Below are 14,883 nucleotides of genomic sequence, written 5' to 3'. Positions count from 1 at the left end.
CTGCCTACAATGGGGCATGTGCCAACACCCTACCCCCCTCATCCGCCAGTCGCTGCTGGCGCTGGCCATCCTGGCTTGCCTGCCGGCGATGGCCCAGACACCCCCACCCACCACCGAGCCCGCCGCCGAGGCCCCGGCGCCGGCTTTCAGTGAGCGCATCGAGCGCATCACCCACGAAGACGACCACTCCCGCATCGACGAGTTGCGCGTGGGCGGCCAGACCCGCCACATCGCCGTGCAGCCCAAGAACGGCGCGCCCGCCTACGAAATCGTGCCCGCCCAGGGCGCCGCGGACCTCGGTGAAGGTGCCAACAAGACCACGGGTGCGTCCGGCCGCAGCCGCTGGCGCATCCTGAACTTCTGATCGCCCGCCGCACCTTCATGGCCGTTTACACCGAAGTCGCGTTTGGCGAAGCCGCCGCCCTGCTGCACCGCCTGAGCCTGGGTGATCTCACCGAGCTGCGTGGCATCCAGGGGGGCATTGAAAACACCAACTATTTCGCCACCACGGTGCGCGACGGCGTGGCGCACGAGTACGTGCTGACCGTGTTCGAGCGCCTGAGTTTCGAGCAGTTGCCCTACTACCTGCACCTCATGAAGCACCTGGCGGGCCAGGGCATTCCGGTGCCCGAGCCCGCGGCCGACGAGCGCGGCGAAATTCTGCACAGCGTGCAGGGCAAACCCGCCGCCGTGGTGAACAAGCTGCGGGGCCACAGCGAGCTCGCACCCACCGAGGCGCATTGCCGCGCCGTGGGCGACATGCTCGCGCGCATGCACCTGGCCGGGCGCGGCTTCGGCATGAGCCAGCCCAACCTGCGCGGCCTGCCCTGGTGGAACGAGACGGTGCCGGTGGTGCTGCCGCACCTGAGCGAGAGCCAGAGCGTGCTGATCCGCACCGAGCTGGCCTACCAGAACCACGTGGCCGCGGGCTCGGCCTACACGGCCCTGCCGCGTGGCCCGGTGCACGCCGACCTGTTCCGCGACAACGTGATGTTTCACGACGGCGAGCTCACCGGCTTCTTCGACTTCTATTTCGCCGGCAACGACAGCTTCCTGTTCGATCTGGCGGTCTGCCTGAACGACTGGTGCATCCAGCATGCGGCGGACGAGCGCGATGGCCAGCACGACGCGGCGCGCGCCCGGGCCATGATCGCGGCCTACCAGGCGGTGCGGCCCCTGAGCATGGCCGAGCGCCAACTGCTGCCGGCCATGCTGCGCGCGGGCGCCCTGCGTTTCTGGCTTTCGCGCCTGTGGGACTGGCACCTGCCCCGCGACGCGAGCATGCTGAAACCGCACGACCCGACCCATTTCGAGCGCGTGCTGCGCGAGCGGGTGCGACACGCCCAGGCCCTGTCGGCCTCGCTGCTTGAAGACGCCTGCGTGGCCGCCTGACCCCACCCAACCCCTGCATGAAACTCCACCTCGTCCCCGCCCTCACCGGCATCACATGGGTGAAACTGGGGGTGAAAACCTTCTTTCGCCAGCCCCTGGCCCTCTCGGGCCTGTTTTTCATGTTCATGGCCGTGGTGTCGGTGGTTTCGCTGGTGCCGGTGATCGGCTCGGCCATTTCGCTGCTGCTGGTGCCCGCGGCCACGCTGGGGCTGATGGCGGCCAGCCGCGAAGCCCATGAGGGCCGCTTTCCCATGCCCACCACGCTGATCACCGCGTTTCGCTCGGGCCCGGTGCGCGCCCAGCACACGCTGGTGCTCGGCGCCATGTACGCCGGCGCGCTGATGCTGGTGCTGGGTGCGGCGGCCCTGCTGGGCGGGGCGGGCGGCGGCGCCGAGGTGGCGCTCAACGAGGCCGAGGTCACGCCCGAGATGGTGCGCTCGACCCTGTTCAGCGGCGGCCTGTGGCTGGCAATGGTGGTCTACGTGCCGGTGATGATGGCCTTCTGGCATGCGCCGGCGCTGGTGCACTGGCACGGCGTGAGCCCGGTCAAGAGCCTGTTCTTCAGCGCCGCCGCGTGCTGGGCCAACAAGGGCGCCATGCTGGTCTACGGCCTGAGCTGGGTGGGCGTGTTCATGCTGATGGGGCTGGTGATCAGCCTGCTGGGCGCCATGCTCGGCGGCACCCAGGCGATGAGCATCATCCTCTACCCCTCGGTGCTGTTCATGGCCTCGATGTTCCACGCCTCGATCTATTTCACCTTCCGCGACAGCTTCCTCGCGGACGACGACGAAGCCCTGGCCCCACCCAACCCCGCCACCGGAGACGACGCATGACCCACCCCCACAGCCTGTCTGGCCGCCTGGAATCCGAAGTGCTGTGGACGCAGCGGCGCGACACCCTCAAGGCCGCCGCCGCGTGGGTGGCCCTGGGCGGCCTGCCCGGGGCGATGGCCCAGCAGCGCAGCAACGTGGTGGAGTTCGTGGGCGACGTGCTGCTCAACGGCCGGCGCATGGTGCAGCAGCAAACCATCCAGACCGGCGACGACATCGTCACCGGCCCGGCCTCGCGGCTGGTGTTCGTGATCGGCAACGCCGCGTTTCATGTGCGGCAGAACACGCGCATGTCGGTCCAGCGCGGCAGCACGCTGAACACCGTGAGCCTGCTGCGCCTGCTCACCGGCGCGGTGGTCAGCGCGTTCGGACGCGGCCCGCGCCGCGCCATCGTCATGCCCACGCTCACCGCTGGCATCCGGGGCACCGGGGTGTACGCCGAGGTCTTTCCCGACCAGCGCAGCTATTTCTGCAACTGCTACGGCACGGTGGAGATGAACGCCCGCGGCCAAAGCGCACTCTCGCAGGCGAGCTACCACCAGTCGTTCTGGGGCGAGGTCGAGCCGAAGAACGGCCGCTTCCTCACGCCCGCGAACGCCATCAACCACACCGACGAAGAAGTCGAGTTTCTGGCCCAGTTGGTGGGCCAGCAGACCGCCTGGCAGATCGAAGGCAAGAAGGGCGTGAAAGACGGCATGGGCTACATGGAACAGCGCCCGCCGCAGGACCACCCGGCCATGCCCAGGTAAAGGCAGACCCCCGCCCGGGCTCGGCACAGGGCCGCGGTCGCCGGGCCACGGGTGCAGGAAATGCGCTGATCTGTGGCGCCGTCTTCAAACCGTCACACAGTCATCACACCTGTGTCACGCAAGCTCTCCAACATGGCGTTTTTCAACCACGCCCTGAGGCAAGCATGCGCGAACACACCCCACACAACAACACGCAAACGGACTTCAACGAAGAGGACTCCAACACCTCGTCCAACCCGCACTTCGAGCAGGTGCTCGACACCCGCCTGAGCCGCCGCAGCCTGTTCAAGGGCGCAGGCCTGGCCGGCGTGGCTCTGGGTGCGACCGCCATGACCGGCTGCGCCACCACCGGCAGCAGCGCCACCTCGGTGGACCGCCTGGGCTTCAAGCCCGTGGCCAAGAGCCTGGCCGACGCGGTCATCGTGCCCGAGGGCTATACCGCCCAGGTCGTCTACGCGCTGGGCGACCCGCTCACCGCCAGCACCCCCGCCTTCAAGAACGACGGCACCGACGCCGACTTCGAGCACCGCGCCGGCGACCACCACGACGGGATGGAGTGGTTCAGCCTGGACGCTTCTGGCAAGCCTTCGAACAGCTTCAACAGCCGTGGCCTCCTGGCCATGAACCACGAGGCCACCACCGACGAAAAGCTGTCGTCCTTCTTCATCCACGCCAACGGCGGCACCGCCACCCTGCCCCGCCCCGCCGCCGAGGTGGACAAGGAACTGGCCATCCACGGCTTGTCGTTCGTCGAAGTGCGGGCCGACGGCAAGCGCTGGGCCTACCAGCCGGGCTCGGCCTTCAACCGCCGTGTCACCACCATGACGCCGGGCGCCATCCACGGCCCGGCGCGCGGCAGCGAGCACCTGGTCACGAAATACAGCGCCGACGCCACCCAGTGCCGCGGCACGCTCAACAACTGCGGCACCGGCAAGACGCCCTGGGGTACCTTTGTTTCGGGTGAAGAAAACTGGTACGGCTATTTCTTCCGCGACGCGAAAGACGACGACGCCCGCAAGAAGGACAAGCAGGTCCAGGCGCTCAAGCGCTACGGCCGCAAGGCTGGCGAAGCCAGCCGCCACGGCTGGGAAAGTGCCGGCAGCGATGACCGCTTCGTGCGCTGGAACAACAGCGCCCTGGCCGCCAGCGCCAAAGCCGACTACCGCAACGAGATGAACACCTTCGGCTATGTGGTCGAGATGGACGCCTACGACACCCAGGCCCCCATGCGCAAGCGCACCGGCCTGGGCCGTTTCGCCCACGAGAGCGTGGCCTTCGCCAAGCCGGTGGCCGGCCAGCCGATCGTGGCCTACATGGGCGACGACGCACGCGGTGAATACATCTACAAGTTCGTGTCCGACGCCAAGTGGGATCCGAAGGACGCCAGCCCGGCCAACCGCCTGGCCGCCGGCGACAAGTACCTCGACAAGGGCACGCTGTTTGCCGCACGCTTCAAGGGCGACGGCAGCGGCGAGTGGCTGGAACTCTCGATGAACAACCCGGTGATCGCCGGCAGCTCCTACTTCGAGTTCAAGTCCGACGCCGACGTGGCCGTCTTCACCCGCCTGGCGGCCGACGCCGTGGGCGCGACCAAGATGGACCGCCCGGAATGGAACGGCGTGCACCCGCGCACCGGCGAGGTCTATTTCACCCTCACCAACAACAGCAACCGCAGCCCCGAAGGCACCAACGCGGTGAACCCGCGTTCCTACAAGGACATGAAGGGCAGCAAGGAGCAGAAGGGCAACGTGCACGGCCACATCGTGCGCCTGGCCGACGCCTCGTCCGCTGGCTCGGCCTTCAAGTGGGACATCTACGTGTTCGGCGCCGAGGCCGACGCGGACAAGTCCAGCGTGAACCTCTCCAGCCTGACCGACGAGAACGACATGTCCTCGCCCGACGGCCTGGTGTTCAGCCCGGCCACCGGCATCTGCTGGATCCAGACCGACGACGGCGCCTACACCGACAAGACCAACTGCATGATGCTCGCGGCCATCCCCGGCAAGGTGGGCGACGGCGGCGCGCGCACGGTCAAGCACGGCGACAAGGACGTCACCACCTACGTGGGCAAGACCCCCACGCCCACCACGCTGGCACGCTTCCTGGTCGGCCCCAAGGGCTGCGAGATCACCGGCTGGTGCGAAACGCCCGATGGCCGCGCGGTGTTCATCAACATCCAGCACCCGGGCGAAAGCACCAAGATGGCCGACGTGAACGACCCGGCCAAGTACCAGAGCCAGTGGCCCGCCAACGCCGGCTACGGCGCCGGCAAGCGCCCGCGCTCGGCCACCATCGCCATCACCAAGAACGACGGCGGCCTGATCGGCAGCTGATGTTTCCCCGAGGGGCCCGCCCCTCGCGCCTCAGGGCGCGGGGCCGGGCCCTTGTTCATAGGGCGGGCCCAGGCCCGCGCGCCAGGCCCGGTAGCGCGAACGGTGCAGCGCGAACAACTCCACCAGCCCCCAGGCCACGCCGCAGGCGATCATGCAGAACGACAGCACGAAACGCTGTGCCTCAGTCTTCCGGGGTGACCACGCATTCATCACAGGAGAACCCTTCCATGCCGAACAGGCCGAAGGCGTGCCAGCCCTCGTCAAACAGTTGATCGAGCAGTCGCTGAAGACCGAGCAGTTTCCAGACCATGAAAAACCCCTCGTCAAGCCAGGATGCCTGTCAAGATAAGCCGTCCGTGTGACCGTTTCGCGTCAGCGCGCGGCACGCCCTGAACACCCATGTGAAAACCACCTCTTTCAACACCATACCCCACGGCGCTCTGCCCGAACTGATGGCGCTGGAGAAGATCGTCGGGCAGGGTGCGCCCCATCTGCAGGCGCGGGTGGTGTGCGAGGTGTCGGTGGCGGCGGGTCACCGCTTTCCCGTCCACGCGATCACCCTGGGCACCGCCGACCCGCAGGCCCCTGCGGTCGGGTTCTTTGGCGGGGTGCACGGCCTCGAGCGGATCGGCGCACAGGTGGTGATCGCGTTCCTGCAGCACGTCGTCATGCGGCTGCGCTGGGACCAGACCCTGACACGGCTGCTGGAGCAGGTCCGGCTGGTCTTCATGCCCATCGTCAACCCCGGCGGGATGTGGTCGGCCACGCGGGCCAACCCGCGCGGCGTGGACCTGATGCGCAACGCCCCGGTGGAAGCGCGGGAGAAGGTGCCCTACCTGCTCGGGGGGCAGCGCCTGAGCGCGGGCCTGCCCTGGTACCGCGGGCGACCCGGTGAGCCGATGGAAGCGGAGAGCCAGGCGCTGTGCGACGTGGTTCAGAACGAGCTGCTGGCCCGCCCGTTCAGCATCGCGCTGGACTGCCACTCGGGCTTCGGCGTGAGCGACCGCCTGTGGTTCCCCTTTGCCCACACGCGCGAGCCGATTCCGCACCTGGCGGAGCTGCACGCGCTCAAGGACATTTTTCTGCAAGCGCACAGCCACCACCGCTACATCATCGAACCCCAGAGCGCGCAGTACCTGGCCCACGGCGACCTCTGGGACCACCTCTACCTGCAGGCCCGCGCCGAGCACCCGGAACACACCTTTCTGCCGCTCACGCTGGAAATGGGCTCGTGGCTGTGGATCAAGAAGAACCCGCGCCAGCTGTTTTCGCGCAAGGGCATCTTCAACCCCCTGATCGACCACCGCCAGCAGCGCGTGCTGCGCCGCCACCTCTCGCTGCTGGACTTCCTCACGCGGGCGGCCTGCAGCCACGCGCACTGGACGCCGGGCGCGGACACCCGCGATCAACGCCGCGCCGAAGCCCTGGCGCATTGGTACGGCGCACGGCACACCCCATGACCACCTGGATCTTCCTGCGCGGCCTCACACGCGAAGCGGCGCATTGGGGCGGCTTCCCGGCCGTGTTCCAGCGGGCCATGCCCGCAGCCCGCATCCTCACCCCGGACCTGCCCGGCAACGGCCAGCGCCACCGCGAAGCCAGTCCGGCCTCGGTCGCGGGCATGGTGGCCGCGTGCCGTGCGGAAGTCGCCCGCCAAGGCATCGCCACACCGGTCCACCTGCTGGCCATGTCGCTGGGCGCCATGGTGGCGATCGAATGGGCACGCGTGGCACCGGCCGAGGTGGCCGCCTGCGTGTTGATCAACACCAGCGTGCGCCCCTTCAGCCCGTTCTACCAGCGCCTGCGGCCCCACAACCACACCACCCTGCTGCGCCTGGCGCTCGCCCCCGGTTCACCCCAAGACGCCGAACAGGCGATCCTGCGCATGACCAGCAACCACGTGCAAGCCCATGACCCAGTGATCCAGGACTGGGCGGCCGCGCGCACGCAGCGCCCGGTGTCCGTGGCCAATGCCCTGCGCCAGTTGGTGGCGGCCGCGCGCTTCACCGCGCCCGCGGTGGCCCCCATCCCGCAAGTGCTGCTGCTGGCCAGCCAGCACGACCGCCTGGTGGACAGCCGCTGCTCGCAGGCGCTGGCACACGCCTGGCATTGCCCGCTGGCGATGCACCCGACCGCAGGGCACGACCTGCCACTGGACGACCCTGGCTGGGTGGCCGATCAGGTGCAGCGGTGGAGAGGGAACGACGCAGCAGCGTCATGAGCAAGTCATCGTTTCGTCATGAAATCCCGGACCCTGGCCGCTATGCTCTTTGCATGGTGGCTGGCGCGAGGCTTTGCGCCACGCACACCTTCGTTTCACAAACCGTTGAGAGAGAGCGAGATCCCATGATTGCCCTGAAAAAAGCCCGCAAGCTGATCGAGAACCACGCCGGCAAGCCGAAGGCGGAGATCCTGTCCCGGCTGGTGCTGGCGCTGGAGTCGGAAGTGCCGTTCCAGCTGTCGGACCTGTACCGGCTGGACTACGACGAATTCCATCTCGCCATGGAGATCATGGCCGAGTGGCGCCTGGACCGTTACTACACCAGCAAGGCCGTCCTGCTGGACCTGTCGATGCAGGTGAGCCAGCAAAAGGCCCAGACCCCGGAAGCGATACCCCAGGCCGCCTAAGCCCCTGCGGAAAACACCTCCTTGGCGGCCGCGAGTCCGTTCAAGGCCGCCGGAAACCCCGCATAGACCGCCATCTGCATGATGGTTTCGACAACTTCCGTGCGGGTCACCCCCACGTTGAGCGCACCTTGAATATGCACTTTGAGCTGCGGGGTCGCATTCCCCAATGCGGTCAGCGCAGCGACGACCGCAATTTCCCGGCTTTTCAGGTCGAGGCCCGGTCGGGAGTAGATGTCTCCAAAAGGAAATTCGATCAGGTAGCGGGCAAAGTCGGGAGCGATGCCGTCGAGGCTTTCCAGCACTCGGTCACCGGCCTCACCGTCGATTTCCCGCAGCTTTGCGAGTCCGCGTTCGTAGCGGTTCTGGGTGTTCATCAACATCGTCAACACGTCCTTCGTCAGAGAGTGAACCCGACGCCAGGGACTTCTCGAACGAGCGGTAGTGCTCGATCTTTGCTTGCAAAGCTTGCGCAGATTGACGCATCGCCTCGATGCCTGAAAGAACATCGGTCAAGTGTGCTTCCAGCATCTGGCGGCGATCCGGCACCGTCGAGTCCCCAACGCCACGTAGTTTTGCGAACGCCTGCATCTTGCCGATGGGCATCTTCGTCGTCCGCAGCCGCAGCAGGAATTCGATCCAGGCCATATCTGTAGCCGCGTAGCGTCGTTGCCCACCGGCGGCACGGGCGACAGGCGCAATCAAGCCGATACGCTCGTAATACCGCAGGGTGTGGGCCGTCAGGCCCGTTCGCTTGGCTGCTTCGTCAATGCTCAGAGGGGATTCCATGGGGTGATCCTAGAAGTTGGAGTGCACTCCAAGTCAACCACTTTATCTGCCATGGCTTGTGACGTCTTCGGGTCACGGCCATGACACATGTAAAACCTAGGCTGACGAGGTTCTTTCCTCGCTCACCACTTTCCATGAACACCCTTCGCCTCTACACCCTGACCGCGGCGCTGGCCGCTTCCTTCGCCTTCACCTCATTGGCCCAGGCAGCGCCGGCGGCTCCGTCGGCCGGTCGCTTTGCCATGGTCCACCACCTGCCGGTGGACGGCGTGGCCGAGATCGTGGCCGCCACGCCCGACGGCATGACCCTGGTCTACACCAGCGCCGATGCGGGCGTGCTCGGCCTGATCGACATCACGAAACCCGAACAGCCGGTGCTGTTGCCACGCGTGAACGTGCGGCTGATGGGCGTGGGTGAACCGACCTCGGTGGCGATCTCGCCCGACGGCCGCTTCGCCGTGGTCGCGGTGCGCCTGGGTGACGACGTGGCCAACGCCCGGCGCGGCCTGGTGCGCGTGTACGACATCCGCCAGCCCGCCGCCGTGAAACACGTGAAGGACATCACCGTGGGCATCGGCCCCGATTCGCTGGCGCTCACCGGCCAGGGCCGCACGCTGCGCGCCGTGGTGGCGATCGAAGACGAAGAAACCGATGCCGAGGGCGACGCCACGCTGGACGGTCAGCGCCCCGGCCGCATCGACGTGGTCGGTCTGCAGGACCTGTATGGCGGCGCCAGCAGCGGTGTGCAGTCGATCGAACTGGTGCGGGCGCTGCAGGCCGCGCCCGGCGTCGTCTACCCGAACGATCCGCAGCCCGAATTCGTCGCCATCGACGCACGCACCCAACAAGCGGTGGTGTCCTTGCAGGAGAACAACGCGGTTGCCCTCATCGATCTGAGCCATCCGACACGTGCGCGCCTGGAGCGCATGTTCTCCACCGGCACCGTGACCCGCAATGGCAACGCCGACCTGAAGAAGGACAAGGAAGTCGTGTTCAAGGACAGCTTCACCGCGCGCCGTGAGGCCGACGCGGTGGCCTGGGTGGCGCCGGGTGTGTTCGCCACGGCCAACGAAGGCGACGGCAAGAAAGACAAGAACGGCGTGCTGCCTGGCGCACGCGGCTTCACGCTCATGAACACCCGCGGCGAGGTGGTCTACGAAACCGGTGAACGCACCGAGCTGCATGCCCTCGTGCGCGGCCACTACCCCGATGGGCGCTCGGTGTCCAAGGGCGTGGAAGTCGAAGCTGTGGCGGCCGGCCGATTCGGCAGCAAGCCCTACCTGCTGGTGGGTTCGGAGCGCGGCGCCTTTGTCGAGGTCTACCGCGTGGACGATCTCAAGCAGCCGCAGTTCGTGCAACTGCTGCCCACCGGCATGTCGCCCGAGGGCCTGACCACGGTGACGCAGCGCCGCGACGGCCAACAGCTGTTCGTGACGGCCAACGAAGGGGACGGTTCGCTCAACATCTACCGCTTCAACAGCCAGGCCAGCGAACCCCAACTGGAAGCCCGGGACGCGGGCATGCCCTGGGGCGCGCTCTCGGGCCTGAGCACCGACGGCACACACCTCTACGCCGTGCCCGACAACGCCTTCGGCCAGTCGCGCATCTTCCGCATCGACCCGACGGATGCGGCGCAGGGCCGTTTGGCCCTGGACCGGGTGACCCTGCTCACCGAGGCCGACGGCAACGCGCTGAAGGTCGACCCCGAAGGTATCGCCAAGGTGGCCGACGGCTTCTGGATCGCCTCGGAGGGCAAGACCGTCGCCGACAACGAGCTCATCAAGGTGAACATGGCCGGCGTGGTGCAGCAGCGCGTGAAGTTGCCCGCCAGCGTGCAGGCGAAGTTCGCCAGCCCCAAGACCAGCACCGGCTACGAGGGTGTGACCGCCAGCGCCGATGGCCAGACGCTCTACATGGCCGTGCAGCGCGGCTTCGACCCGGCAAAACCCCAGGCCGCCATCCTGAAGCTACACCTGCCCACCCAAACCTGGACCACGGCGCTCTATCCGCTGGACCAACACAGCAAGGACGCGAAAAAATTCTGGATGGGTCTGTCCGAAATCCAACTCACCGACGACGGCCGCCTGCTGTTGCTCGAACGCGACAAGGGCGGCGGCGAAGGCCAGGCCATCCACGCCGAAGTCAAGCGCATCTACAGCGTGAAAGCCGCCGACGTGACCGAAGGCGCCACCCTCACCAAGACCCTGGTGCGCGACCTGCGCAAGGACTTCAGCTACCTGCAGGAAAAGGCCGAAGGCATGGTGGTTTTCAACGGCGATCTGTGGGTCGTCAACGACAACGACGGCGCGGGCTGGACGCGCTGGGTCAACGCCGGCAAGCCCTGAAACATGCTTGTTGCCGCATTGCAACAACGAAAACAAATCCGGCGGGTGTCACAGAGCTTTTGTGGTCGTTTGGTGAAATAGATGCACATGCGAATGTGCAAAGAAAGGAAATTTCTGTATCAAGACACAAGCATGCGGCAATAATATTGGTGGCTATTCTCATTCTCACCCCTTAAAGGATATTTTCATGAAAAAGAGCCTCATCGCTCTGGCCGTGCTGGCCGCTTCGGGCGCCGCCATGGCGCAGTCGTCCGTCACCGTCTACGGTCGCGTGGACCTGTCGGTCGGCAACATCAAGGAACTGGGCGCCGGTAGCGAGACCAAGATGTTCAACGGCGGCAGCGGTGGCTTGACCACGCCCCGCCTGGGCTTTCGCGGCGTCGAAGACCTCGGTGGCGGCCTGAAGGCCCACTTCAAGCTCGAACAGCGCATCGACGCCGAAACCGGCGCCCTGCAGAGCCCGTCCTTCAAGGGCGAGTCCAGCATGGGTCTGATGGGTGGCTTCGGCAAGCTGACCCTGGGTCGCACCTACAGTGTGTACGACGATGCACGCGCCCTGTCCAACAGCAACTCGGTGTTCGACTCGGCGTTCACGCCGTCGGGCAACGGCGTGTTCAAGTCGGGTGGTGACTACTCGAGCCGCTTCAACAACCAGATGCGCTACGACATGCCCAGCATGGGTGGCGTCTACGGTGGCCTGTCCTACGCCTTCGAACAGAACGCTGGCGCAGACGACACCATGACCGCCGTCCTGGTCGGCTACAAGAATGGCCCGATGAACTTCGCCCTGGGTCACCAGAACGAAAAAGGCAAGTCGGACAAGTACCTGCAACTGGCCGCCGCCTACGACCTGGGCGTGGCCAAGCTGTCCGCCGGCTACAACACCCGCAGCGGCACCGACGCCACGGGCGACGACGATGAGCTGAGCGTGGGTGTGGACGTGCCCGTTGGCGCCATCAACCTGTCGGCCGGTTTCGCCACCAGCAAGACCAAGGTCGGCGGCTTCACCTCGTCCAAGGCCTCGGGCTTTGGCCTGGGCGCCACCTACACGCTGTCCAAGCGCTCGAAGCTGTACGCCGGCTACCGCACCCATGAGGTGGAAGACGGCGCCGGCGTGAAGACCGCCGACACGCGACTCTTCGCCGTGGGCGTGCGCCACGACTTCTGATGTGACCGAAACGGCGTGCCTCGCGCACGCCGTGGATGCTCCCCGGTTGCGCGGAGACACCCGTCAATCAGAGACCGCGTGATTTTTTACAGCCGCGACGGCTTGGCCCGTCGCGGCTTTTTTGTGCGCGAAGCTCAGTCGTCCACCGGCGTGAGCTTGGCCACCGACAGCGCCAGCCACTTCACGCCGTGCCGCGAGAAATTCACCTGGGCCCGCGCTTCGGCGCCCGCGCCTTCCAGCGCCAGCACCTTGCCTTCGCCAAACTTGTTGTGGAACACCTTCATGCCGGCCTTGATGTCGGTGCCGCGGTCGGGCTCGGGGTTGCTCTTGCCCCCCAGGCCTTTGGGGTCGCTGCCCGAGGCCCAGCCGGGTGACCACGCGGGCTGCAGCACGGCGGGTGCACCGGCACCGCGCGTGCCGTAGCCACCGCGACCGCCCTGCCAACCACCGCCGCCCGATCCCGCGCCAGCACCGCTCCAGGCCGGCTGCTGCGGCGTGAGCCATTTCAGGCAGCTCTCGGGAAGCTCTTCAAAGAAGCGGCTCTTGAGGTTGTAACGCGTCTGGCCGTGCAACATGCGCGTCTGCGAATGGCTGAGGTACAGGCGCTTGCGCGCGCGCGTGATCGCCACGTACATCAGGCGGCGTTCTTCTTCCAGCCCGTCGCGGTCGCTCATGGAGTTCTCGTGCGGGAACAGCCCCTCTTCCATGCCGGTGATGAACACACAGTCGAACTCCAGGCCCTTGGCCGCGTGCACCGTCATGAGCTGCACCGCGTCCTGCCCGGCCTGGGCCTGGTTGTCGCCGGATTCGAGCGCGGCGTGTGTGAGGAAGGCCGCGAGCGGGCTCATGGTTTCGCCGGTGTCGGCGTCGGGGGCGGGAAGACCCTCACCTCCTCCCTCTCCCGCCAGCGGGAGAGGGGGCGATTCACTCCCTCTCCCGCTAGCGGGAGAGGGTTGGGGTGAGGGCTCCCCCGGCTCCAGCCCCTGGCTCACCGGGCTCTGCGTCAGTGGCCGCCCCTGCGCATCCACCGTGCGCGCCACCGCGTCGCGGCCAAAGCCCTCGATGCCGACAAAGCTCTTGGCGGCGCTCACCAGTTCCTCCAGGTTTTCCACCCGGTCCTGCCCTTCGCGCTCGGCGCGGTAGTGCTCCACCAGGCCGCTGTGGTCCAGCACCAGCTCGATGATCTCGGACAGCGTCATGCCCACCGAGCGCTCGCGCAGCACATCGAGCTTGGCCACGAAGCCGCCGATGGCCGCGCCGGCCCGGCCCGTCACGGCGCTCACCGCGTCGTGCAGCGAACAGCCGCTGGTGCGCGCCACGTCTTGCAGCTGCTCGATGCTGCGCGCCCCGATGCCGCGCGGCGGGAAGTTCACCACGCGCAGGAAGCTGGTGTCGTCGTTCGCGTTTTCCAGCAGGCGCAGGTAGGCCAGCGCGTGCTTGATTTCGGCGCGCTCGAAGAAGCGCAGCCCGCCGTACACGCGGTAGGGCATGCCGGCGTTGAACAGCGCGGTTTCCACCACGCGGCTCTGCGCGTTGCTGCGGTAGAGCACGGCCATTTCGCTCTTGGGCATGTCCTCGCGCGCGAGCTGCTTCATCTCGTCCACGATCCACTGCGCCTCGGCGAAATCGCTGGTGGCCTCGAACACGCGCACCGGCTCGCCCGCGCCCGCGTCGGTGCGCAGGTTCTTGCCCAGGCGGTTGCTGTTGTGGCTGATGAGCTGGTTGGCCGAGTCCAGGATGTTGCTGACGCTGCGGTAGTTCTGCTCCAGCTTGATCTGGTGCTGCACCCGGAACTCACGCACGAAGTCGGCCATGTTGCCCACGCGCGCGCCACGGAAGGCGTAGATGCTCTGGTCGTCGTCGCCGACCGCGAACACCGCGTTGCCCGAAGGCGTGAGGCCTTCGAGCGGTGGCGTGCTGAACATCTTGATCCAGGCGTACTGCAGGCGGTTGGTGTCCTGGAACTCGTCGATCAGGATGTGGCGGAAACGGCGCTGGTAGTGTTCGCGCACCGGGTCGTTGTCGCGCAGCACTTCGTAGCTGCGCAGCATCAGCTCGCCAAAATCCACCACGCCTTCGCGCTGGCACTGCTCTTCGTACAGCGCGTACAGCTCCACCTTCTTGCGCGTCTCTTCGTCGCGCGCGACCACGTCCATCGGCCGCTGGCCGTCTTCCTTGCAGCCGCTGATGAAGTACTGCAGCTGTTTCGGTGGATAACGCTCGTCGTCCACGTTGAACTGCTTGCACAGCCGCTTGATGGCCGAGAGCTGGTCCTGCGTGTCCAGGATCTGGAAGGTCTGCGGCAGGTTGGCCAGCTTGTGGTGCGCGCGCAGGAAGCGGTTGCACAGGCCGTGGAAAGTGCCGATCCACATGCCGCGCACGTTGATGGGCAGCATGCTGGAGAGCCGCGTCATCATCTCCTTGGCGGCCTTGTTGGTGAAGGTCACGGCCAGCACGCCACCGGGCGTCACCTGGCCGGTCTGCAGCAGCCAGGCGATGCGCGTGGTGAGCACGCGCGTCTTGCCCGAGCCGGCACCGGCCAGGATGAGCGCATGCTCGGCCGGCAAGGTGACGGCCGCACCCTGTTCGGCATTGAGGCCCGCGAGCAGCGGGGAGGAGGCAACGGGTTCTTCAAACAGCATGGTTCGATTG

Annotated in this window: 15 protein-coding genes; 10 read left to right on the top strand and 5 right to left on the bottom strand. The window is 66.8% G+C overall.

The window, feature by feature from the left end:
* Positions 1–16 precede the first annotated feature (16 nt).
* From KIH07_RS14160 to KIH07_RS14140, 5 genes are all read left to right on the top strand, one after another.
* On the top strand, positions 17–364 hold the full coding sequence (locus KIH07_RS14160; RefSeq protein ID WP_226492586.1) for a DUF2782 domain-containing protein: 348 nt from the start codon (positions 17–19) through the stop codon (positions 362–364).
* A 17-nt stretch (positions 365–381) separates the two neighbouring features.
* Positions 382–1,392, top strand: coding sequence for a homoserine kinase (locus tag KIH07_RS14155; protein WP_226492585.1), 1,011 nt, complete (start codon positions 382–384; stop codon positions 1,390–1,392).
* A gap of 17 nt (positions 1,393–1,409) precedes the next feature.
* Positions 1,410–2,225, top strand: a complete 816-nt coding sequence (locus KIH07_RS14150; protein WP_226492584.1) for a BPSS1780 family membrane protein — start codon at positions 1,410–1,412, stop codon at positions 2,223–2,225.
* Complete coding sequence (locus KIH07_RS14145; protein WP_226492583.1) at positions 2,222–2,971, top strand: FecR family protein; 750 nt, start codon at positions 2,222–2,224, stop codon at positions 2,969–2,971. Before KIH07_RS14150 ends, KIH07_RS14145 begins: the two co-directional genes overlap by 4 nt.
* Positions 2,972–3,135: 164 nt before the next feature.
* Complete coding sequence (locus tag KIH07_RS14140) at positions 3,136–5,304, top strand: PhoX family protein (protein ID WP_226492582.1); 2,169 nt, start codon at positions 3,136–3,138, stop codon at positions 5,302–5,304.
* Between the two features lie 30 nt (positions 5,305–5,334).
* Here KIH07_RS14140 and KIH07_RS14135 read toward each other — a convergent pair whose 3' ends face one another.
* Positions 5,335–5,472, bottom strand: coding sequence for a hypothetical protein (locus KIH07_RS14135; RefSeq protein WP_226492581.1), 138 nt, complete (start codon positions 5,470–5,472; stop codon positions 5,335–5,337).
* A gap of 13 nt (positions 5,473–5,485) precedes the next feature.
* Complete coding sequence (locus KIH07_RS25375; RefSeq protein ID WP_264181844.1) at positions 5,486–5,614, bottom strand: hypothetical protein; 129 nt, start codon at positions 5,612–5,614, stop codon at positions 5,486–5,488.
* A 142-nt stretch (positions 5,615–5,756) separates the two neighbouring features.
* Between KIH07_RS25375 and KIH07_RS14130 the strand changes: the two genes are divergently transcribed.
* From KIH07_RS14130 to KIH07_RS14120, 3 genes are all read left to right on the top strand, one after another.
* The gene (locus tag KIH07_RS14130; RefSeq protein ID WP_226494711.1) at positions 5,757–6,764 is read left to right on the top strand and encodes a M14 family zinc carboxypeptidase; all 1,008 of its coding nucleotides are present in this window, start codon (positions 5,757–5,759) and stop codon (positions 6,762–6,764) included.
* Positions 6,761–7,525, top strand: coding sequence for an alpha/beta fold hydrolase (locus tag KIH07_RS14125; protein ID WP_226492580.1), 765 nt, complete (start codon positions 6,761–6,763; stop codon positions 7,523–7,525). Before KIH07_RS14130 ends, KIH07_RS14125 begins: the two co-directional genes overlap by 4 nt.
* A 125-nt stretch (positions 7,526–7,650) precedes the next feature.
* Positions 7,651–7,932: a hypothetical protein gene (locus tag KIH07_RS14120; protein WP_226492579.1), complete on the top strand. Its 282-nt coding sequence runs from the start codon at positions 7,651–7,653 to the stop codon at positions 7,930–7,932.
* Here KIH07_RS14120 and KIH07_RS14115 read toward each other — a convergent pair.
* Together KIH07_RS14115 and KIH07_RS14110 are read right to left on the bottom strand one after the other, a co-directional pair.
* Positions 7,929–8,312, bottom strand: a complete 384-nt coding sequence (locus KIH07_RS14115) for a carboxymuconolactone decarboxylase family protein (protein ID WP_226492578.1) — start codon at positions 8,310–8,312, stop codon at positions 7,929–7,931. The two genes, KIH07_RS14120 and KIH07_RS14115, sit on opposite strands and share 4 nt — an antisense overlap.
* A complete protein-coding gene (locus KIH07_RS14110) occupies positions 8,248–8,718 on the bottom strand; it encodes a MerR family transcriptional regulator (RefSeq protein ID WP_226492577.1) in 471 nt (156 codons plus the stop codon). Before KIH07_RS14110 ends, KIH07_RS14115 begins: the two co-directional genes overlap by 65 nt.
* A gap of 134 nt (positions 8,719–8,852) precedes the next feature.
* Between KIH07_RS14110 and KIH07_RS14105 the strand changes: the two genes are divergently transcribed.
* A complete protein-coding gene (locus tag KIH07_RS14105; RefSeq protein ID WP_226492576.1) occupies positions 8,853–11,063 on the top strand; it encodes an esterase-like activity of phytase family protein in 2,211 nt (736 codons plus the stop codon).
* A 187-nt stretch (positions 11,064–11,250) separates the two neighbouring features.
* Positions 11,251–12,231: a porin gene (locus KIH07_RS14100; RefSeq protein WP_226492575.1), complete on the top strand. Its 981-nt coding sequence runs from the start codon at positions 11,251–11,253 to the stop codon at positions 12,229–12,231.
* Between the two features lie 134 nt (positions 12,232–12,365).
* Here the strand turns inward: KIH07_RS14100 and KIH07_RS14095 are convergent, their stop codons facing one another.
* Positions 12,366–14,873, bottom strand: coding sequence for a UvrD-helicase domain-containing protein (locus KIH07_RS14095; protein ID WP_226492574.1), 2,508 nt, complete (start codon positions 14,871–14,873; stop codon positions 12,366–12,368).
* Positions 14,874–14,883 lie beyond the last annotated feature (10 nt).

It is taken from the genome of Hydrogenophaga taeniospiralis (genome assembly GCF_020510445.1).
In the GTDB taxonomy this organism is placed as follows: Bacteria; Pseudomonadota; Gammaproteobacteria; order Burkholderiales; family Burkholderiaceae_C; genus Hydrogenophaga.
The sequence above is the reverse complement of the archived record's forward strand: the minus strand, read 5'-3'. Positions and strand labels throughout refer to the sequence as shown.

Excerpts from the sequence above, each read along its gene's own strand:
- KIH07_RS14125 (WP_226492580.1), top strand. The coding sequence starts at position 6,761 with ATGACCACCTGGATCTTCCTGCGCGGCCTCACACGCGAAGCGGCGCAT.
- KIH07_RS14140 (WP_226492582.1), top strand. The coding sequence starts at position 3,136 with ATGCGCGAACACACCCCACACAACAACACGCAAACGGACTTCAACGAA.
- KIH07_RS14105 (WP_226492576.1), top strand. The coding sequence starts at position 8,853 with ATGAACACCCTTCGCCTCTACACCCTGACCGCGGCGCTGGCCGCTTCC.
- KIH07_RS14110 (WP_226492577.1), bottom strand. The coding sequence starts at position 8,718 with ATGGAATCCCCTCTGAGCATTGACGAAGCAGCCAAGCGAACGGGCCTG.
- KIH07_RS14150 (WP_226492584.1), top strand. The coding sequence starts at position 1,410 with ATGAAACTCCACCTCGTCCCCGCCCTCACCGGCATCACATGGGTGAAA.
- KIH07_RS25375 (WP_264181844.1), bottom strand. The coding sequence starts at position 5,614 with ATGGTCTGGAAACTGCTCGGTCTTCAGCGACTGCTCGATCAACTGTTT.
- KIH07_RS14115 (WP_226492578.1), bottom strand. The coding sequence starts at position 8,312 with ATGTTGATGAACACCCAGAACCGCTACGAACGCGGACTCGCAAAGCTG.
- KIH07_RS14160 (WP_226492586.1), top strand. The coding sequence starts at position 17 with ATGTGCCAACACCCTACCCCCCTCATCCGCCAGTCGCTGCTGGCGCTG.
- KIH07_RS14130 (WP_226494711.1), top strand. The coding sequence starts at position 5,757 with ATGGCGCTGGAGAAGATCGTCGGGCAGGGTGCGCCCCATCTGCAGGCG.
- KIH07_RS14145 (WP_226492583.1), top strand. The coding sequence starts at position 2,222 with ATGACCCACCCCCACAGCCTGTCTGGCCGCCTGGAATCCGAAGTGCTG.
- KIH07_RS14120 (WP_226492579.1), top strand. The coding sequence starts at position 7,651 with ATGATTGCCCTGAAAAAAGCCCGCAAGCTGATCGAGAACCACGCCGGC.
- KIH07_RS14095 (WP_226492574.1), bottom strand. The coding sequence starts at position 14,873 with ATGCTGTTTGAAGAACCCGTTGCCTCCTCCCCGCTGCTCGCGGGCCTC.
- KIH07_RS14100 (WP_226492575.1), top strand. The coding sequence starts at position 11,251 with ATGAAAAAGAGCCTCATCGCTCTGGCCGTGCTGGCCGCTTCGGGCGCC.
- KIH07_RS14155 (WP_226492585.1), top strand. The coding sequence starts at position 382 with ATGGCCGTTTACACCGAAGTCGCGTTTGGCGAAGCCGCCGCCCTGCTG.